This window comes from Siminovitchia sp. FSL W7-1587, from assembly GCF_037963795.1.
GTDB classification, from domain to species: Bacteria; Bacillota; Bacilli; order Bacillales; family Bacillaceae_C; genus Siminovitchia; species Siminovitchia thermophila.
In genome coordinates this window covers 2,981,374-3,001,756 of record NZ_CP150169.1, presented here as the reverse complement: position 1 = coordinate 3,001,756, position 20,383 = coordinate 2,981,374, and the positions used below count along the sequence as shown (strand labels likewise).

Annotated in this window: 20 protein-coding genes; 5 read left to right on the top strand and 15 right to left on the bottom strand. The window is 40.7% G+C overall.

The window, feature by feature from the left end; genetic code table 11:
- Positions 1 to 189: 189 nt before the first annotated feature.
- Entirely contained in the window at positions 190 to 396 is a 207-nt protein-coding gene (locus tag NST31_RS14040) for a helix-turn-helix transcriptional regulator (RefSeq protein WP_077113752.1), read from the top strand.
- Positions 393 to 782: a hypothetical protein gene (locus tag NST31_RS14035; RefSeq protein ID WP_339161429.1), complete on the top strand. Its 390-nt coding sequence runs from the start codon at positions 393 to 395 to the stop codon at positions 780 to 782. The genes NST31_RS14040 and NST31_RS14035 overlap by 4 nt, the downstream gene beginning before the upstream one ends.
- Positions 783 to 1,093: 311 nt before the next feature.
- Here NST31_RS14035 and NST31_RS14030 read toward each other — a convergent pair whose 3' ends face one another.
- The 10 genes from NST31_RS14030 to NST31_RS13985 all read right to left on the bottom strand — a co-directional run bounded on the left by NST31_RS14030 (position 1,094) and on the right by NST31_RS13985 (position 11,939).
- Positions 1,094 to 1,687 (bottom strand): AAA family ATPase, encoded by a 594-nt coding sequence (locus NST31_RS14030; protein WP_339161426.1) that lies wholly within the window; start codon positions 1,685 to 1,687, stop codon positions 1,094 to 1,096.
- A gap of 408 nt (positions 1,688 to 2,095) precedes the next feature.
- Entirely contained in the window at positions 2,096 to 2,521 is a 426-nt protein-coding gene (locus NST31_RS14025) for a VOC family protein (RefSeq protein WP_339161425.1), read from the bottom strand.
- A 714-nt stretch (positions 2,522 to 3,235) separates the two neighbouring features.
- Positions 3,236 to 4,417, bottom strand: a complete 1,182-nt coding sequence (locus NST31_RS14020; protein ID WP_339161422.1) for a M20 peptidase aminoacylase family protein — start codon at positions 4,415 to 4,417, stop codon at positions 3,236 to 3,238.
- A gap of 47 nt (positions 4,418 to 4,464) precedes the next feature.
- On the bottom strand, positions 4,465 to 5,598 hold the full coding sequence (gene menC / locus NST31_RS14015; RefSeq protein WP_339161419.1) for an o-succinylbenzoate synthase: 1,134 nt from the start codon (positions 5,596 to 5,598) through the stop codon (positions 4,465 to 4,467).
- Positions 5,599 to 5,611: 13 nt separating this feature from the next.
- Positions 5,612 to 6,598 (bottom strand): dipeptide ABC transporter ATP-binding protein, encoded by a 987-nt coding sequence (locus NST31_RS14010; protein WP_339161416.1) that lies wholly within the window; start codon positions 6,596 to 6,598, stop codon positions 5,612 to 5,614.
- Positions 6,579 to 7,592, bottom strand: coding sequence for an ABC transporter ATP-binding protein (locus tag NST31_RS14005; RefSeq protein WP_339161413.1), 1,014 nt, complete (start codon positions 7,590 to 7,592; stop codon positions 6,579 to 6,581). The genes NST31_RS14010 and NST31_RS14005 overlap by 20 nt, the downstream gene beginning before the upstream one ends.
- Before the next feature lie 17 nt (positions 7,593 to 7,609).
- Complete coding sequence (locus NST31_RS14000; protein WP_339161410.1) at positions 7,610 to 8,518, bottom strand: ABC transporter permease; 909 nt, start codon at positions 8,516 to 8,518, stop codon at positions 7,610 to 7,612.
- 16 nt (positions 8,519 to 8,534) lie between these two features.
- A complete protein-coding gene (locus NST31_RS13995) occupies positions 8,535 to 9,485 on the bottom strand; it encodes an ABC transporter permease (protein WP_077113744.1) in 951 nt (316 codons plus the stop codon).
- 26 nt (positions 9,486 to 9,511) lie between these two features.
- Entirely contained in the window at positions 9,512 to 11,083 is a 1,572-nt protein-coding gene (locus NST31_RS13990) for an ABC transporter substrate-binding protein (protein ID WP_339161406.1), read from the bottom strand.
- Positions 11,084 to 11,738: 655 nt separating this feature from the next.
- Positions 11,739 to 11,939 (bottom strand): helix-turn-helix transcriptional regulator, encoded by a 201-nt coding sequence (locus tag NST31_RS13985; RefSeq protein WP_083717709.1) that lies wholly within the window; start codon positions 11,937 to 11,939, stop codon positions 11,739 to 11,741.
- 343 nt (positions 11,940 to 12,282) lie between these two features.
- Between NST31_RS13985 and NST31_RS13980 the strand changes: the two genes are divergently transcribed.
- A complete protein-coding gene (locus NST31_RS13980; protein WP_205178833.1) occupies positions 12,283 to 12,591 on the top strand; it encodes a helix-turn-helix transcriptional regulator in 309 nt (102 codons plus the stop codon).
- A 188-nt stretch (positions 12,592 to 12,779) separates the two neighbouring features.
- On the top strand, positions 12,780 to 13,694 hold the full coding sequence (locus tag NST31_RS13975; protein WP_339161403.1) for an EamA family transporter: 915 nt from the start codon (positions 12,780 to 12,782) through the stop codon (positions 13,692 to 13,694).
- Between the two features lie 100 nt (positions 13,695 to 13,794).
- Here the strand turns inward: NST31_RS13975 and NST31_RS13970 are convergent, their stop codons facing one another.
- The 3 genes from NST31_RS13970 to glcD form a co-directional block, all read right to left on the bottom strand.
- Positions 13,795 to 13,998, bottom strand: coding sequence for a cold-shock protein (locus NST31_RS13970; RefSeq protein ID WP_077113739.1), 204 nt, complete (start codon positions 13,996 to 13,998; stop codon positions 13,795 to 13,797).
- Between the two features lie 840 nt (positions 13,999 to 14,838).
- A complete protein-coding gene (locus NST31_RS13965) occupies positions 14,839 to 16,158 on the bottom strand; it encodes a (Fe-S)-binding protein (RefSeq protein ID WP_339161399.1) in 1,320 nt (439 codons plus the stop codon).
- Positions 16,155 to 17,567 (bottom strand): glycolate oxidase subunit GlcD, encoded by a 1,413-nt coding sequence (glcD, locus tag NST31_RS13960; protein ID WP_077113736.1) that lies wholly within the window; start codon positions 17,565 to 17,567, stop codon positions 16,155 to 16,157. Before glcD ends, NST31_RS13965 begins: the two co-directional genes overlap by 4 nt.
- Before the next feature lie 131 nt (positions 17,568 to 17,698).
- Here glcD and NST31_RS13955 point away from each other — a divergent pair, with 131 nt between their 5' ends.
- On the top strand, positions 17,699 to 18,826 hold the full coding sequence (locus NST31_RS13955) for a sugar diacid recognition domain-containing protein (protein ID WP_077113735.1): 1,128 nt from the start codon (positions 17,699 to 17,701) through the stop codon (positions 18,824 to 18,826).
- 201 nt (positions 18,827 to 19,027) lie between these two features.
- Here NST31_RS13955 and NST31_RS13950 read toward each other — a convergent pair whose 3' ends face one another.
- Together NST31_RS13950 and NST31_RS13945 are read right to left on the bottom strand one after the other, a co-directional pair.
- On the bottom strand, positions 19,028 to 19,600 hold the full coding sequence (locus tag NST31_RS13950) for a DJ-1/PfpI family protein (RefSeq protein WP_077113734.1): 573 nt from the start codon (positions 19,598 to 19,600) through the stop codon (positions 19,028 to 19,030).
- Between the two features lie 55 nt (positions 19,601 to 19,655).
- The gene (locus NST31_RS13945) at positions 19,656 to 20,369 is read right to left on the bottom strand and encodes an iron-sulfur cluster assembly protein (RefSeq protein WP_339161397.1); all 714 of its coding nucleotides are present in this window, start codon (positions 20,367 to 20,369) and stop codon (positions 19,656 to 19,658) included.
- Positions 20,370 to 20,383 lie beyond the last annotated feature (14 nt).

The following is a 20,383-nucleotide window of genomic DNA, read 5'->3' as shown; positions in this document are numbered from 1 at the left end:
TTACACATAAATGACCCGGCAACTTTCTTTCAATGTGCCATAACCGTTCCCTAATACGATCGAAAAATGGAAAACGAGAAAATATTCCACTATCAGCTGTAAAAAATGTTTGACAGGTAGTTCATCTTATTTTACAATGATGGGTGTAAAATAAGTTTTACACTATTTCAAATGTAAAGGTGCTGTCCGATGCAAAATAGAATAAAAGAATACCGGGAAAAGAAAGGTTTTTCCCAAGGAAAATTAGCGGATTTGTGCCACGTCAGCAGGCAAACGATCAATGCGATTGAGAATAACAAATATGATCCTAGTTTGCAACTAGCCTTTAACATTGCGAAAACGTTAGGCATCAAAGTGGATGATTTATTCTTACATGAGGGAGAGATCGAAAAATGAGCACGAAAAAAATCGGCGCACTCATCATCGGGACTGCCACACTCATTGTCATTGCTTTCACAATCTATAAAATAAGTACTGGAAAAGCGATTGGATTCAATGAAATTATAACGATTTCGATATTGTCAATGATGTTTTTTTCCGCGATCACTTGGGGAAATAAAGAAGAAAAGGACGGTATATTACAAGAAGAAGAACTTGGCCAAAAAATTACTGAGAAAAGCTCCAAAATAAGCTATTTTATTTTATTATTCATCATACTGGCAGCTGTCACCGCTGATCATTTAGTAAACGGAACGAATAACATATTCTTGCTGGCTGTGCTAGGTTTCGCGATGATCATACTCCCTGTTGTTGAATTTCTCGTTGCCAAACAATATCAGTGATCTTAAAACGAGAGCGGGTTTTGCCAATCTTTCACTTGTAAAGAAAGTGGACATTTTTTCTCTACAAGCTTTTTTACGCGGCCACTTCTCTTGCAGAAAGAGAATCGTAAAAGTTTGACAGGAAATTGGCTTACTTCTCTTGTCACGACCTTAGCACCGGACTACACACTCATTCCAATTTCCACGTAGGTGTTCCATTCTGCTCTTTTGGCTATTTGTTGAAGATATAGGCCGATACAAAACCGATGGCGAATATCCATTTTGACCAATCGAAGAGTTGTATGACATGCATGCTGGATCATTCCCACGGGTTAGAAAAACCGGAAATGCTTGATTTTCGTTATCATTCTAGCCCATACTTTGCTCAGTTTTCCCCTGTTGTCGGGAAGAAGTGAAATGCTCGACATTGAAGCGATCTGCTCTGCCACTTGCTCAATAGACAGATGATCGGTTTGCAGATGATGCTGAAACTTTTCATTGGACAGTCCATCGATACAGCGCTCGACTTGCCGTGCCGCCCAAGATTGTCTGCCCTCTCCCCTGCTGCGCAATCTTTGCATCAATGTCTCTTTGGAAACACACAGCGTAAAGTGATTGACCTGTACGCCATCCCTTCTTAATTTGCCAATGATGTCATCAAAATAATGAGGATGGACGACCGTCATCGGCACAAGGATGACCCCATTATATTTAAGATCAATGTAAGACAACATCGAGTAGTTACATTCACGCCACATCGGGTAGTTTTGAAAATCTGCTTCCAAGGTTTCTGGCGGAATATTTTTTCTTATGTAAAATCCTGCGTTCTCCGGATCGAATACATACGAGCCTGGGATTCTTCTATGCAGCTCATAAGCTGTCTGTGTTTTACCAGCTCCGAAAGCTCCGTTAATCCAAATGATCATAAGAGCACCTCCCGTTGCATCTTCATCAATCCGTTTACCTATTCTTATGCTCGATGATAACATGATACAAATCACTAGGTAAGCCAAAAGATGAGGGCCCATAAGACGTAATAACGACAAACCCGAAAATAGCGCTTTCGGATCTGCCGTTATTTCAAAATCATTGGAGGTGCAGGTTTTTACCTAGTTTCTCGCTGGTCAGGGGTACTCTGCTTCGCCCCGGTGTAAGCTAAGAAAATCCTGAATAGCTCTTCCGCCACGTCATAGGAAGTGGTCTGGAAAAAGGCTAGTAACACCCCCGCGAGCCAAGCTCTTTATCTATTGCAGAGGATGGATCAAAATTAATCATTTTCGCTCCCCATATTCTCTTTTGAGACACCTATATTTGAGGTCCCTTTTAACAACATGTCATGATTGCTGATTGATTGCACTTGGATCCATATAGAAAATTTCCCAAGTATGCCCGTCCAAATCTTGGAATCCCCATTCGTACATAAAGCCATGGTCCATAGGCTTTTTAGAGGGCTTGCCACCGGCAGCCAAAGCTTTATTGACAATCTCATCTACATGGTCCCTGCTCTCCGCAGTTAACGCTAGGAGCACTTCCGTACTTTTCGTCGCGTCTACAATTTCTTTATCGGTAAACGTTTTAAATTTATCTTCCACCAACAGCATTGCAAATATATGGTCGCCAATCATCATGCATGTTGCCGTTTCATCAGTAAACTGGGGATTGAATTCAAAGCCGACGTGAGTAAAAAAAGTAACCGACCGATTCAAATCTTTCACTGGCAAGTTTACAAAAATATTGTTTAGTTTGAGTGCTCCCATCATGATCACCTCTTCATTTTGATAAACAGCTATTTTATTTCAGGTTCTTCGCTACATCATCATTTGTTACTACAACGAACATTGTGAACCTATTTTAGCACACAAACGATGAATTTCGAGTAAAAAAATTGTATTTTTTTCAATAAATTAACATATTTTTCCACTGTAGGAGGCACTGAAGCGCAGTCCGAAGAAAATACGGCAAGCCAAGTTAAATAGGCTAATATTCATTGGTGGAGTCACATAAGCAGAAAGGGGGAGTTTTTTGGAGGAACCAGAAAGGTTCTTCGAAATAAATGACGAAATTCCTTTTTAAAAAAGCTACTTGAGTGTTTGAAATTGAGAAATAGCATTCTTTGGTTGCATGCGTACGGCAACATTTTGGAAAAAAGAAAAGGCGCTCTATCATGGTTATATGCTTACCAAGGTACATACAACACCATGAATAGAGGCCTTCCTTGCATAATCCCGCCTTCTTCCCGTTTCATTCATACTTAATTGATGTTGAACAACAGACAAGAGATGATGGCATCCAATTACAGTCCTTTTTGCGTAAAGCGCTACTTTTCTTTTGTCTGTGCCCCAACAAAATGATTACAACGACACCATTTCATCATAATACCTATGAGCTTCCCATGACCGAACGGAACAACCGAATGGAAAATCAGCTTTATCTGCCCGGAACTTAACTTCACATTTTTCACCAAGTGGACAACTTTACCTTTGATATAAGGTTTGTCCTTTGCGCTTGTCCATCACATCGAACCCGTTCTTTTTGAAAGTCAGCATAATGGCTCTCGTTAACATTTCTGTACCAGTTATTAAAGCCTTACGATCAAATGTCATTTTGGGATGATGCAACCCAGGGGTTAATCCACACCCTAATCCAAGCATGGTCGCTTTTACTTTTGGGCGCTTAACACTATAAAAATGAAAGTCCTCTCCGCCGGGCGTTAAGCTCGGCGGCAATACATTTTCCACGCCAATGGATTGCTGAATGGCTTCCGTCATAATATCTTTTGCTTCTTCATCCACTTTAGCAGCTACTCCACTGGATGTATACTTATAATGTATTTCTACTCCATACAAATTCGAAATGGCGCTTAAAACCTTTTCCACTTTGTCTTTTAACAGAGTCATCACTTGATTAGTCTGTGCACGAAGGTCTAAGCTAAACTCTGCGGAACCTGGTATAATGTTACTGTTATTCCCTCCAGCACGAAACTTTGTCATCTTTACAGAATAAGGTACCATTGGGTCAAGACGTATTCCCCTTAAATGATTAACCAAATCCGCGCCAACCTCAATGGCGTTTGGTTGTAGATGTGGCCTACCGCCATGGCCATCCTCTCCCAATATCTTACCTGCAATAGAACTCCCCGCCCCGTGAATGATTGCGGGAGTAGCTTTCCCGTTTCCTACTTCCGTTTCAGGGCGTAAATGAACCCCGTATAAATAATCAACATCATCGACAACACCTTTTTCTATCATTGCTAAGGCGCCATCTCCCTTTTCTTCACCTGGCTGAAATATAAACTTAACCTTTCCCGGAAGACTAGTCCTTAATTTTTTTAAAGTTAAAAATACACCCAAAGCTAAAGTCATATGAGCATCATGACCACAAGAATGGTTTGCCCGCCACACTCCATCTACTTCTTGCCACAAAGCATCCATATCGGCACGGATTCCAACAGTAATGGGACCATCCCCTATCTCAGCAACTAAACCAGGACTATCTTCAAACGTAGTAATAACATCTGCTCCCTCCTGTTGAAATATTTTGGCAACATAATTTGTCGTATTGAATTCCTTCCAACTTACTTCAGGATTTTCATGTAAATAGTCGAAGATTTTATATAAATCAGCCTCAAGCCCATCGACACTAATTGTTTCAACCATCTTAAATCCCCCAGTTTATGACGCAATATTTTCTCTACTCATTCATGTTATTTTTCCGTTTGAAGTTTGCTTTTAAGAAACGTTTCTGTAGAAACTGTATATCGTTCCAATGCGCCCTGATTAATTTCATATCCCAAACCCGGCTTTGCTGACAGTTCAATTTCTCCTTTCTCATTCATTTCAATTTCAGGTTGTATGATATCCTCTTCCCAATAGCGGGCGGATGGTGCGGTATCGCCAGGAATTGTAAAGTTATCCAAGCTTGTAATGGCCAGATTATGGGCACGGCCAATACCGGACTCCAACATGCCCCCGCACCATACAGGAATTTGGTTTTCTTTACATAAATCGTGAATCTTGATCGCTTCGGCAATACCGCCGACTCTACCGATTTTAATATTGATGATTTTACAGCTTCCCAATTCAATCGCTTTTCTCGCATCCTCAACAGAATGGATGCTTTCATCAAGACAAATCGGGGTTTTAATCGCCTCCTGCAGCTTTGCGTGATCAATGATATCGTCATGGGCTAGCGGTTGCTCAAACATCATCAAATGAAGAGGGTCCATTTGTTTAAAAAGATGAATGTCGTCAAGTGTATAGGCAGAGTTGGCATCGGCCATCAAGGGAATGTCTCCAAATTGGTCTCGGACAGCTTGTAACATTTCAATATCTTTTCCAGGCTTGATTTTTATTTTAATTTTTTGAAAACCTTGCTCGAGATATTTTCCAACAATTTCAACCAAATCTTCCTTGGTTTTCTGAATTCCGATACTGACTCCAACGGATATTTGTTTCTTCTCGCCACCAATGACTTCAGCAAGAGGCTTTCCCTGTTCCTTGGCGTACAAATCCCAGATCGCACCTTCCAGTGCTGATTTAGCCATGTTATGGCGACGAACTTTCCGAAAAATATCACGCACCTCATTTGGATGAAGAATTTCTTCTTTTTGAAATAGAAACGGAATCAGAAAGTCTCTCATCATATGCCAAGCAGTTTGAACCGTTTCTTCACTGTAAAAAGGTTTGGTATCGACCACGCATTCTCCATATCCAATATGATTTTCGCCGTATACTTCCGTAATGAGGAACTCTCGACCCTCTGATGTTCCAAAACTAGTTTGAAAAGGGAACTTTAAATCCATTTTCAGTTTTCTTAATACCACTTTTTCGATTTTCATCTGAATTTCCTCCTCAATTATATAAATGACATGCAACCGCATGATTGGGCGCAACCATTTTTTTCATCGGTATTTCCTGTTTACATGACTCGGTGGCATAAGGACACCTAGTATGAAACACGCATCCATCAGGAGGGTTTAGGGGTGAAGGAACCTCTCCTTTTAACGTAATTCGCTCTCTTTTTAATTCCGGGTTGGCTATCGGTACTGCTGAAAAGAGGGCCTGAGTATACGGATGAAGTGGATTCTTATATAATTCATCCGTTATCGCTTCTTCCACTATTTTCCCTAAATACATAACCCCAATACGATCAGATATATGACGCACAACACTTAAGTCATGAGAAATAAATAAGTATGAAAGATTGAATTCTCTTTGGATTTTGTTCAAAAGGTTTAGTACTTGAGACTGAATGGATACATCCAAAGCTGAAACCGGCTCATCACATATGATCAATTCGGGATTCACCATTAAGGCTCTGGCCAAGCCAATTCTTTGTCTTTGTCCTCCCGAAAATTCATGCGGATATCGAAAATATTGTTCCGGCTGAAAGCCTACTACGTTCAACATGCTCATCACTCGGTCCATTCGTTCTTTTTTATTTCCGATATGATGAATCTTCAAAGTCTCTTCCAAAATATGACCAACCCTTTTACGCGGATTTAAGGATGAATAAGGATCTTGGAATACCATTTGTATAGCCCGTCTTATTTCAAGGAGCTCCTTTTCCTTCAATTGATAAATATTTTTATCTCTATAGATCGCCTCTCCATCAGTTGGTTCAATCAAACGCATAATTGTTCGTCCTGTCGTACTTTTCCCGCATCCGGATTCACCCACCAAGCCATAAGTTTCCCCAGATCTTACTTCAAAAGAAATATTGTCTACCGCTTTGACTTTTCCAGTTACTCGCCCGAGAGAATTTGTCACAAGAAAGTGTTTTTTTACGTTTTTCACCCGCAAGAGGGGACTGGCTCCTTTAGTTGGCTGTGTTGGCATAGACATCCTCCCTTTTTTCAGTGATTTCTTTGTAATGCCAGCACCTAACCTTGCGGCCATCTTTCTCCTCTACTAGCCTGGGCATAAGCTCCTTACATTTCTCACTGGCAAATTGGCAACGCGGGGCAAACCGACACCCCTTGGGAACTTGGTATAGTGTTGGGACTTTGCCTTTGATGACATAGAGTTCCTTTTTTCGTTCTCCATTTAAGTGCGGAATGGATTGTAATAATCCTCGGGTGTATGGATGATACGGTTGCCGAAAGATGGATTTGACATCAGCTTCCTCAATCACCTGTCCCAAATACATAATGACGACCCTTGAACATACCTCCGCTACGACACCCAAGTCATGCGTAATCATCACAGTCCCCATGTTATATTCCTTTTTCAAACGATCGATTAAATCGAGAATTTGAGCTTGCGTTGTTACATCAAGGGCTGTCGTTGGTTCATCCGCTATGAGAAGCCGGGGTTTGCAAGAAAGCGCCAAAGCAATCATTACCCGTTGTCTTGTACCTCCGGAAAGCTCATGAGGATATTCGTGAATTCTCTTTTCAGGTGAAGGAATTCCCGTGATCCGCAACATTTCAATTGCTTTTGCGTATGCTTCTTTTTTACCGCAGTTTTGATGAAGAAGGATGGCTTCAACAATCTGATTTCCCACTGTATAAACGGGATTCAATGAACTCATCGGATCTTGGAAAACCATTGAAATATCGTTACCCCTAATATCTTGCATTTCTTTGACAGAAAAATTTAGTAAATTCTTTCCCAGATATAGAATTTCACCTTCATACCGAGTGGATGCTTCATTAAGGAGTCTTAATATGGATTCCGCCGTTACACTCTTTCCACACCCTGACTCGCCCACTACTCCAACCGTTTCTCCGGCATAAACGGTAAAAGAGACTCCGTCTACTGCTGTAACAGTACCCCACTCAGTTTGAAAATGGGTTTTTAGCTCTTTAACCTCTAATAGCTTTTCACTCATGTTTCCACCTCCGTTGCCTATGATTTTCCAGCTTTATTGTGATGAGGGTCCAAAAGGTCGCGCAGACCATCCCCAAACAAGTTTAGGCCCAAAACGGTCAGCATAATGGCTACTCCCGGGAAGACAGTCATCCACCAAGCATTGTAAATGACCATTTTGCCGTCATATAGCAGGTTGCCCCAGCTAGGAGCCGGCGCCGGAGTTCCCGCCCCAAGAAAGCTTAATGCGGCTTCTGTTATGATCGAGTCGGCAAATATAAAAGTAGCCTGGACAACCAAGGGTGATATCACATTGGGAGCCATGTTAGACCATATAATTCTGGTAGAGCTAGCGCCTTGAGACCGTAGCGCTTCAATGTATGTTTGCTCCTTGACGACTAAAGCCGCCGAACGTACCGTTCGTGCTACATAAGGGGTAAAGACAATACTTAACGCAATAATGACATTTTCAATCCTCGGTCCCATGGCTGCCATGATAGCAATTGCCAGTAAAATAGCCGGAAAAGCCATCAGTCCATCACAAACTCTCATCAAAATGTTATCCAGCGCATGGAAATAAGCGGCATAGAGCCCGATAATCATTCCAAGGATAGATGTAATCAAAGAGACTGAAAGCCCCACTCCTATAGACACTTTTGCTCCATGTGCCACTCTGCTGAGAAGATCTCTGCCATAGTTATCAGTCCCCCAAAAATATTCCGAACTGGGGGCAAGCAACCGATTTTTCGCATGCAGATCATAAGGATCATGAGGGGTTATCAATGGACCGATAATAGTAAATAAGAGTATAAGAATAATAATGATACTTCCGGTAAGGGCTAATTTATTTGATAAAAAACGGCGAACCATTAAATGACGCCGTTCTTTTTTCATTTTTTGCGCCACATTTGACAATCCCAATTCATCTTTAAAAGTTGATGTATGCATGAGATGTCCCTCCTTTCTACTTCTTTGCTAATCGCACACGCGGATCAATCACACTGTAAAGCAAATCAATGACCAGATTAATGGCGACATAACTAATCGCTATGAGTAGAACAGACCCCTGAATCACCGCAAAATCGCGCCGTTCCACAGAATTAACAATTAACTGTCCTATTCCCGGAATATTAAATACCGTCTCCACTACAGCTGCCCCTGCTATGAGAGTGCCAAATGTTTGGCCAATGACGGTTAAGATAGGGATAAAAGCATTTTTAAGCGCATGCTTATAAACGATAATGATTTCTTTGACTCCTTTTGAGCGGGCTGTTTTGATATAATTCGCATTTAAAATATCTAACATGGTGGATCGTGTCATTCTGGCAATCAGTGCCGCCTGCATAGAGCCCAAAGCGATCGTTGGCAATAGTAAATATCTTACATGCTGGAACAGTCCATCACTTACTGGTTTATATCCTGCAACCGGAAGTATTTTTAGCTTTACAGCAAAAAACAATATGAGAAATAATCCTAATAAAAAGCTGGGTACGGAAATCCCCATCAAGGAGAAACCCATAAACGTCTGATCTATGATTGTGCCTCGCTTTCTGGCAGCTATTACCCCTAGAGGAATAGCAAGTATGACCGCAAAAAGCTGTGCCATTACAGCTAAAGAAAAAGTCGGTCCCAGATGTAACATGAACGCTTGCAAGACAGATTCATCCATGAAGTAAGAATATCCAAGATCTCCTTGTATAATTCCAAGCAACCACTTCGCAAATTGTTCGTAAAGCGGGAGGTTAAGGCCGAGCTGCTCTCGAAGCTCGGCAACCTCGGCGGGACTTGCATCCGGACCCAATATGACAGCAGCAGGGTCACCAGGCGTTATGTGGATAAGAAGAAAAACAACAACGGAAACAATCATTAATACAGGAATCAACGAAAGCAACCGCTTTAGTATATATCCCTTCAAATGTCTCACCACTCTCTGAATACTGGCTATTTTTTCTCAACATTCCATAAGATGATTCCTTGTAAAAAACCCATGCCTTCAATATTTGAACGAGTAGCAGTAATGGTCGTTTTATTGCCAAATTTAATGATGGGCAAATATTGATAGAATTCTTCTTGAAGCTGAGCAAAGTATTTCTTGGCTTCCTCTTGAGAAGCACTCCTATTAATTTGATCTAGCAATTCATCAATCTCGGGACTGTCACTCCATCCCGGCCATTCCTTGGCGGAATCTAAAAATGAATACTTAGCCGGGATTTGCTCGGTTGGAAACCCTGTCACAAAAATATCAAAGGCATTTGGATCCTCTCGCTTTTCCAATAGAGTTGGCCAATCATAAACATCCAGCTTAACCTTCATGCCAATCTTCTCAAGTTCTTGTTGAACGACAACCGCGGCATTATAGTGATCTTCATAATCTCTGCTCGTCAACATCACAATTTCTTCACCGTTGTATCCGGCATCTTTAAGGATTTTTTTCGCCTTTTCTTTATCATTTTGGTTATATTGATCTTTACCTGCTTCGCTATACCAACTTTCTTGATCCTTGATCATTAACCCATGTTCTAATTCATAGTAATTTTCATTTGTAAATGAAGCTTTAAGCACTTCTTCCAAATCCAATGCCGCATTCACTGCCTGACGGGCAGTTACATTTTTAAAAAGGCCTTGCTTCTTATTAAATACAATCCCATTGAAACCATTGTGATCAACATAGATGGTCACATCCGCATTAGCTTCCAGCTGTTCCCCATTATCAAATGGGATCGCATTGGCCACATCATATTCTCCTGTCTGGATGCCAGCCAATCTTGTGGAAGCGTCTGTGATAAATTGAAAATAAATATCATCGACGAGCGCTTCTTTTTTACCAGCCAAGCCACCACTTTCCTTTTCTAATGATTGGTAATCTTCAAATTTTTCCAAATGGATGTATTGATCCGTTTTCCATTCTTTAAACTGAAAAGGGCCGGTTCCAATAAATTCAGATAAACCTTTCTCTGTTGCCCCTTCATTGACTTCCTTAGGCACAATAACCGCGGATTGTCCCGGATCAGCGAGCATGGCAAGAGCTGTTGAAAGCCGTTCAGGCATTTCCAATACGACGGCGTTTTCGCCGCTTTCTTTAAAAGTCGCCTTTGAGAAATAAGCTTTTCCCATCGGGGTCGTATCTTTCCAACGATTCATGGAAGAAACTACGTCTTCAACAGTCATCTCATCCCCATTGTGGAACTTTATGCCTTTTCTTAATTGAAACGTGATCGTTTTTCCATCATCACTCACCTCATATGACTCAGCCAGCATTGGTTCAACTTCAAATTTTTGATTAAAAGTAACCAGTGACTCAAAAACATGTCTTGTAATATCTCTTGTTGCGACAGCAGAGGTTAATAACGGATCCATGGTCGGCGGCTGAGCATTATAAGCAACCTGCAGCTCCCCTCCTGTTACTTTTCCGCCGTTGTCAGACTGTTTGGTAGTTGCATCTTTTCCAGATGAACAACCAAATAAAGAAATAACCAAAAGCATAACCAATACTAGAACATTACTCTTCTTCATACGTATTCCCCTCTTTTCTCAAATGGCAATGTAATGTTTTTCCTTTTATGTCATGGGGTTATCACGTTCACATTGTCCTCCGGTGCCGGAATCCCGATCAATCGTGACATTACGATTTCGTATTCCTCACTTTTGATGGAACATAATCGCTTCTGTAATATCCGTACATAACGATTCACCATCCATGTCCCTAAGCCAATACTATAACTGAACTGCGAACAACAGAATGAGAGGGGGTCCCATGATCGACCATGCCCCTCTATCTCCTGGCGGCAAGAATTACAAAGAAAAACACAATGATAATGGAAGTATTTTGAAAGCCAAGATGACAAAATGGCTGGGTCAATGCATTAAGAGCGCTTTCAAAACCAATAGCTCCTTAACCAGGGATCTTCAAATCTCTTTTATACACCCGATGGTTAATTAAATACGGAACGAAGGCAGGTCCAAACCCGCTCCATTCTAACTTTTCTACATCCTCCGGGGCAGCATCTGTCCCCAGAATGACTGCCCCTAGAGTAAGGTGATCAAAAAGAAAACGACTACAGCTTCAACGAGCAAAGCCGGGTCAGGGATATTATTATTGAAATATGAAAAATATAAGAGAAATACTCTTTAAAAAATCACAATGATACATGTACAACAATTTTACGGCTCAATTTTTCTTAAACAGCCGACTAATCGGTACTTCCAAGACATCAGAAATTTTTTCAAGGGTTGCAATCGATGGATTAATTCGCCCCAATTCAATTCTGCTAAGAGATTCCTGGCGAATATTGATAATCTCGGCTAATTTAGCTTGGGTCATATTTTTTTCTTCTCTTAATTGTTTAATCTGAAATCTTGACAAGTACATCACCTTTATAGTTTGAGTTGTTCTTGTTGACCTTCCTATTTGTTGGTACAATCTACTTATGATGTAATACATCATAAAAAATAGTTTGAAATTCAAAGCGGTTAGTTATTTTTGTTTGCAATATTCAAATAATAACGGATGAGTCACTTGACGACTATGTATGTTTCATATTGATGTATACACGTTTTGAGCCGTTTTTACACCCCTCTCTTTTAATAGCCCTTTAATTCATGTTACGTCATATTATATTGAATTAAATTCAATATGTCAACGGAAAGTTTTAATGAATTTCCAGTTTGTTTTGCGTTCATTGAATAAAATTCCATCCAAGTTGGTGAATATCATGATTAACGTAGGAAAACGTATAAAAAGTCTCCGAGAACAAGCGAATATGTCCGGACGCCTGCTCGCAGAAAAGACAAACCTAGACCCTTCCCAAATCTCTAAAATAGAAAAAGGTGTCAGTAAACCATCCCTAGATGCCCTTGAAAGAATTTGTAAGGTATTAAACATTAGTCTTTCAGAATTTTTTTCTGATAGCGCAAACGAACAAACCGCAGAATATAAAGAGTTTATTGAAACCATGAATGCTCTGACACCGATGCAACGAAAATTACTAAGCCAGTTTATTCAAACATTTAAAACGGAGTAGACAGAAGCCCAAACAAAAATCCGAAGGTTACTGAGTAAACTTCGGATTTTTATTTTTAAATACAGTATGTAACTGTCTTATCAAAGTCACAACCCTCTTTTCACGTCAACATATTTTGGGGGTTGTGCGTGGCTGACTTTATGATAATATAGAAGAGGTTTTTACGAAAATAAAGAGGGACGAACGACATGTGGTTTATTTTTTCTATCTTAACAGCCATTTCTTGGGGCGCCGCAAATCTGTATTATAAAAAAGGTTCCGATAGCAGCGACAAATACAGTCATCTTAAAATTGTTACAATGGTTGGTTTTGTCATGGGGATTCATGCTGTTTCCTATATGCTAATCAAAGGGATCGCCTTTGACCCTTTTGATATGATTCGGTATTTTCCGGTTTCGGCACTGTATATTTTGTCGATGACAATCGGGTACGTCGGATTGAGATATATTGAATTGTCTATTGCCGCACCTGTGCAAAACTCTTCAGGAGCTGTCAGCGCAATTTTATTATTTATTTTCTTTCCACGGGAAATGAGCTTAATCAACATTCTTGGAATCGTCACCGTAACAGCCGGAGTGATCGGACTGGCAATTTTGGAAAAACAGGGTGAAATAGAAAGCTTGCGGGCCAGCAATGCGGTCATCCCCAAAAAATACCAAATCGGCATATTGGCCATCACTTTCCCTATTCTCTACAGTATTTTCGATGGCTTAGGCACATTCGTAGATGGCATGTATTTGGATGAATTAAAACTGATCAGTGAAGATTCGGCTTTACTTGCCTATGAATTCACATTCTTTATTGTCGGCCTACTTTCCTATTTATATGTCAAAATTATTAAAAAAGAGCCATTTGTGATACTTAAAGAGCATGATAAAGGATTGGCTGCCATCTTAGAAACAATCGGACAATTCTTCTATGTTTTCGCGCTGGCAGGCAATGCCATCATCGCCGCCCCGCTGATTGCAGCCCATGGCATATTCTCGGTGGTTTTATCGCGGATGTTTCTCAATGAGGTGTTGAGCAAGCGTCATTATGTCATGATCGCCATTGTCATGCTGGGAATTATTTTACTAGGGATCGCGGAGGGGCTTGGGGAGTAGTCGAAATGCCCAGCCTGCAGCCAACTTTCATCAACAAGTTTATAGCCCGAACCGGGTGGACAAAAAAAACAGGCCCAAGTAGGGGCCTGTTTCCAACCTTTTAGTAAACTTTTTGTACGTTTGTAGCTTGTGGGCCGCGCTGGCCTTGTTCAACTTCAAAAGTGACACTTTGACCCTCGTCTAAAGATTTGAACCCTTCACTTTGGATAGCTGAGAAATGTACGAATACATCGTCTCCTTCTTCTCTTTCGATGAAACCGAAACCTTTCTCTGCATTAAACCACTTAACTTTACCTTGTTCCAAAACATTTCCTCCTGGTGCGCTTGTTCGCACATATGTTACTATCCTTGCTCTAATACCTTAGACGAAAAACAAAATCTGAGAGAGCAAAAATAACTCTTCTCTAGAATACCAGACAAATCATAAAATAGCAAGTTTCTGGACGATGCATTTTCCTAATCCAGGTGAAAAAAGCCTATTTTTTCGAAACCTTGAAGATCTTGTTAATAAGGTATTTGGCCTACAGACAGGTCCTTGTGAGCGATGAACAAGTATCCTTCCAAAAATAGGTAAAGGAAACGATACGAATAAGCAAGCAAATTCACCAAAACAGTAAGTAAGTCTTGTCGGAAAAAAATGAAGAAGAGACGGAGTAAGGGACATTTTTTCCAAATGTAGTCACCTCTTTCACCAAACCAAGTAGAATGAGCTGAATTTTCCCGATGTTCCCCTGTTGAAAAGTTTGATTTGGCTTCCCGGAGCGTTCCCTAATGAAGAAGTGATCTTTCTCTTGGACTGCTCCTGCTTGTCCTTTTGTACGGAAGGCGCGGCACATAAACCAGTTGGAAAAGCAAATAGAGTTAGAGTCTGAAAAAACGGGTGACCAATCAGATAAAACATTGGTAAAAAGGGATTATAAATATGGGCAACCGGGGATTACAAAACATTTCCTTATCTCAATTCCGAAACGAAAGAATATAACGGCGATAATAAAAAACTGGCCAAAACTGCCCGTGGTGTCCGATCAAAAAAGCGGGTCCAGGACATTATCAAAAGTAAGAGGAAACGATACTCCACTCCCCTTTTGTTTGATATCTATACCCCCGGCTTCAGCCGGGGGACTTCTTCAACTCGGTTTTTCATTTACATCAAGGCTTCCTGTAGTAAATCCACTATATGAACTGCTCGAACTCCGCGCAGGTTCTCTCTTTCTATTCCAAGCTTCATTTGCAGTAGACAGCCTGGATTGGCCGTTACAATGGTTGTTGCATTCGTCTCTTTTATAACAGTCATTTTTTGATTAAGAATATTCATTGATGATTCGGGTTCTACAATGTTATAGATGCCGGCTGATCCGCAACAGCTATCAGCATTTTCCATTTCACGGAACTTGGCCCCCTTGATGGATTTCAATAATTTCCGGGGCGCTTCATTGACATGCATGACATTCCGTAAATGGCAGGAATCCTGAAAAGTGATGATCTGTTCATCTAAAACCAGACGGTTTTCTTTATGAAAAGAAACTTCATAAAGGAAGCTTGATATGTCTTTGATCTTTTTCGCGACTTCTTTTACCCGTCCTTCCCAGCCAGGTTCATCTTTTAGCAAATGGTCATAATCGGACAAGAAAGCACCGCAACCTCCGGCATTGGTAACGATATAATCAACATGCTCTTTTTCAAAAGCTTCAATGTTCTGTTTGGCCATTTTTTTCGCCAGCTCTTTTTCGCCGCTATGTCCGTGCAACGCCCCGCAGCATACTTGTGTCTGAGGGATAACGACTTCACACCCTGCTTTTTGCAATAGCTTGATTGTCGCATCATTTGTTTCCCGAAAAACTGTATCCATTAGGCAGCCGGTAAAAAACGCGACTGTTGCTTTTTTTATACTGTCAGGCTTTACTCGCATTATGCGCTTTGTCATGTTTGTTTTCTTTGGAACTTCAGGCAGTACTCTTTCCATTTCTCTTAAATGGTTGGGAAAAAGGTTTAAAAAGCCAATTTTACGAACCGCTTTTTGCAGGCCGGAGCGTTGATAAAATCCAATGAGACTTGTGATATTTTCTATGTTGTTCTGGTTCGGAAAAAGGTGTTTGAAAACCGCTTGATGAATGAGTTGGCTTGACAGGGAACGCTTTTTATTTTGGTTGATGATGTCTCGAGCTTCCTCCAATAAAAATCCATAGTTCACCCCCGCTGGACATACGGGTTCACAAGCTCTGCATCCTAAACACAGATTCAAAGCTCTTTCAAATTCATCATCCGGTTCTATTAAACCATCGTAAACCGCCTTCATTAAGGCGATTCTTCCTCTTGGCGATTGGCTTTCCTTATATCCTGAAACAATATATGTTGGGCAAGATGGCAAACAAAAGCCGCATCTCATACAGTTGAGCAGCTCTTTCTCGTCCATTCGCTCTTGAAAACCCCTTTGAATATTTTCCATTTCCGTCATTGTCGTCATCTCGATACTACCACCCGTTTTCGAGTATCTTTTGCAAACATTTTACCGGGATTCATAATATGATTGGGATCCAAGGCATCTTTGATCGATTTCATTACATTGACGCCTGATTCCCCAAGCTTCCATTCCAAATAAGGAGCCTTCACAATCCCTACTCCGTGTTCTCCAGTAATTGTCCCGCCCAACTCAATCGCTTTATCAAATATTTCATCGAACGCATTTTCCACCCTTTGCATTTCATCCTTGTCCCGTACATCTGTCGGACAAGTTGGATGCAGATTTCCATCCCCGGCATGACCAAAAGTACATATGTTTATTTGATGCTTATTGGCTATTTCATTAATGGCCATCACCATTTTAGCTATTTCCGACCGCGGAACAGTCGCGTCCTCCAATATGGTCGTTGGCTTCATTCTCGCGAGTGCGGATAAGGCATTTCTTCTGGCCGTCCGTAAGGCTTCAGCTTCATTTTCTGTTTGGGCGATTTGAATGGAATATGCATTCTCACTTTTGCATATTTCCTCTATTTTTATCATATCTTTTTCAACACTGTGTCCTTCCCCGTCCTGTTCAATCAGCAATACGCATTTTACGTCTGTCGGAAGACCGATTCGTGAATAATCCTCCACCACTTTTAATGTAGGTTGATCCAAAAACTCCAAAGTTGCAGGTATCACTTTGTTTGCGATAATTTTCGAAACGGACCGTGCCGCATCTTCTAAATCTTGGTAATGGACAAGCATGGTCTTTTTCGTTTTAGGAATCGGAATAAGCTTTAAGGTAGCTTCAGTTATAATCCCTAATGTCCCTTCCGAACCAATAAACAATCTTGTCAAATCATAGCCGGCAACATCTTTGGCAAGCTTGCCGCCTGTTCGGACTATTTCACCGTTTGGAAGAGCAACCTCCAGCCCCAACACATAGTCCCGGGTAACACCATATTTAAGGCCTCTTAATCCCCCGGAATTTTCATTCAAATTTCCTCCAATGGTTGATATTTTCATGGAGCTAGGGTCAGGCGGATAGAATAATCCTTTTTTTTCCACCTCCCGTATCAGATCCAAAGTAATGACTCCCGGCTGGCAGGTGACTGTCAAGTTTTCCTCATCAATCTCCAAAATCTGATTCATATGATTGAAAAGGATGACGATGCCTCCTTTAACAGGACAAGTACCGGCGCATAGATTTGTTCCTGATCCTCTGGGGATGACGGGGATTTTGTATTCATTGCATAAAGCTAGTATTTTAGCCACTTCTTCAGAACTCCTTGGCGACACAACAGCATCGGGCATTGATTGGTAGTCTGGTGTAGCGTCATATGAATATACGAGTCTTTCAACTTGGGAATCGACAAAGTTCTCCGCCCCCGTTATATTGATCAAGTGTTCCTTTATCTGAGAGGTAAGCATGACAAGCCCCCTGTTTTTTAATTTTCAATACATTATAGAAGATATTCTTCTCGCAATCTATGTATGATGATATAATTAAAAGGCAAATCATACGCTTTTTCTTGTGTGTTTATCCAAAGGAGTGAATACAAGTGGAATTATCACCAAAACTGGCTTCCAGAATCACTTCTGAAGTACGCCAAGTCATGAAAGAGGATATTATACTAATGGGTATAAACGGATTCATTATATCGTCTACAGAGAAAAGCAGAGTCGGTTCTTTTCACGAAGGTGCCGAGATCGTCATTAACACAAAGAAAAAGCTCTATATCGATAAAGAAAAGGCTATGACCTTGAAGGGGGTAAAAGCCGGTATCAATATGCCCATCATGTTTAACCATCAAGTGATTGGCGTTGTCGGCATTACCGGCAATCCAAAAAAAGTAGAGCCATATGCTGAGTTAATTAGAAGAATGACAGAGCTTATCATACAAGAAGCTTTTTATACCGAAAGACATGAATGGGAAATAAGAGGTATCGAATCCTATATTCATGAATGGTTGAACGTCGTCTCCATTGATAATGAGTTTTTGGAAAACGGCATGATGCTGGGAATTCCGGTTGCTTCCCCGCTTATTTGCGCCCTCATACATTTGGATATCAAAAAGGTATCCAACTATGAAATGAGCAAATTGCAAAAAGATGTCATTGTACTGTTTCATTCCATCTTTGGTGAAAATAATTCCTTTATAATCCGCTGGGGACAAGAAAATTTTCTGGTTTTGAAAAAAGCCGGTCCTGCCTATAGTAAAAGCGCATTCCACTATCAATTAAAAAGGTTTAAAGACTCTTTCGAGAGAAGACACCTTCAATCCTTGTCCATCGGTGTTGGTAAAAATATATGCAAACATCATATCAAGAAAACATATAAAGAGGCCCAAAAAGCGTTAAAAGTTGCTCAAAAAAGCAAGGGCATCGTATTTTACGATGATTTAATTCTTGAAATCATACTAGAAGATATATCAGCAGAAATACAAACCGAATTTTTAAAACAAACCATTTACAAAATGAAAGAGGAAAAGCATTTAATTTATACCCTGCAACAATATATAAAAAATAATCAGTCCATTAAAAATACAGCCGAAGCGATGAACATACACATCAACACTCTGCATTACCGTTTAAATAAGATTGAGGAACTTATAGGAATTAATCCCAAAACAACGGAAGGAGTCGTGATATTATATATCGCCTCGATGCTGTTAAATCCGAATTTCTGACCATCATAAAGTGAAACTTCATTCAGTAGGCGTTTTCTTCCATCTCCTACTGAATGTTAGTTGAACGAATCGGGCATTTAGGTGCCGTTTTCTCCCACTTGGACTTTTTGTATCAACTCAGGTCTTGAAGTGGTGTATACGGCACCTTAGATGCGGGATAAAAAGTAATGAGGACCGAGTTTCCTCGATCCTTGTCAAGCCTTAAACAGAGATTTCTTTTTTCGCTTTCAATAGCTTAAAAAATTCTCTCATGAAACCTGGCAAGTCCGGCCAGGCATGTCCTGAAACTATATTACCGTCCACATGCAGCATCTTTTCCATATAGATGGCCCCCGATGCCTCCACTTCCGGCCTGCAGGCTGAGTATGCCGTCATCTCTCTGTCCTTAATATACTCCCTGACTGTCGTTAAGACGAGCTGGCCATGACAGATGACCCCAACAGGCTTTTTTTCTTGTAAGAAATGAGCCGTTATTTCCTGAACCTTCGGGTTCATTCGAATATATTCCGGAGCACGTCCGCCCGGTATGATAAGACCGTCATAATCATTTGGATCAATTTCATCTACAGAAGCATGGGATTCGATCTTATATCCCCACTTTTCAGTAAATGTCTCCATCTCGGGAAGAAAATCATGGATAACTGTCTGAAGCTTTTTCTTTGTGGGAGAAGCGATTGTACAGTCAATGTTTTCTTCAATACAGCGATAATAAGGATAAAATACTTCTAAAGCCTCTACAGCATCTCCAGTAAGGATCAATACCTTTTTGCTCATTCTTCTCACCATTCCTTTTTTATTTTTTAATGAACCGGATCAGATAAAGATCCGTTTATTCCTTAACCAAGTCGACTTCTTCGGAAGGAGGCAAATTGTATCTCTCCTCCAACAATCCCCGGCAATAGTGAGCATTAAATTCCATGCTCATACGTGTTCTTTTAGCCCCTCGCAGATAATCCTTAAACACTTTTTTCGTTAACGGCTCTTCCTCCGGAGTTGTAACAGCTAGGAGGCTGGAGTGATGTAATGCCTTCTTTTTTTCCAAATACTTATTTCGAAGCAGCCTGCCTTTCTCTGACAATGGTAAATTTTTTAATGTTTGAATCGACACACCTATTATCTCTTCCTCAGTCATTCCCCTGTTAAGAAGATGCTTTAACAGCTTTTCCTGCCTGGCGTAATAGGCCTTAATATCGAATGTCCGGCGCAAATCCTCGAGATCCCCGTCAGATAATCCACTAAAAACCTCATTGAATGACCGCCGATTTGTCACACCTTTATTTATTTCGTCTGAAGCACAATGGTCCAGCAAACTAACTTGTACAGTTGTCACCCAATCGAGTTCTGAAACATATTTTCTTATATCTTCAGCCATGATATAGGCAAAATTTGGAGAGCACCAATAAGTGGGCAAGCGGAAAACAACATGAACGGATGGGCCGTTTATTTCAACGCGGTCGATGAAATTCAAGTCGGTGAGTGGCTCGTCCAGTTCGGGATCATATACTTTTTCAAGCATTTGGTAAACTTCTTCCTCTTTTGTCATCGCTATGCAACCCC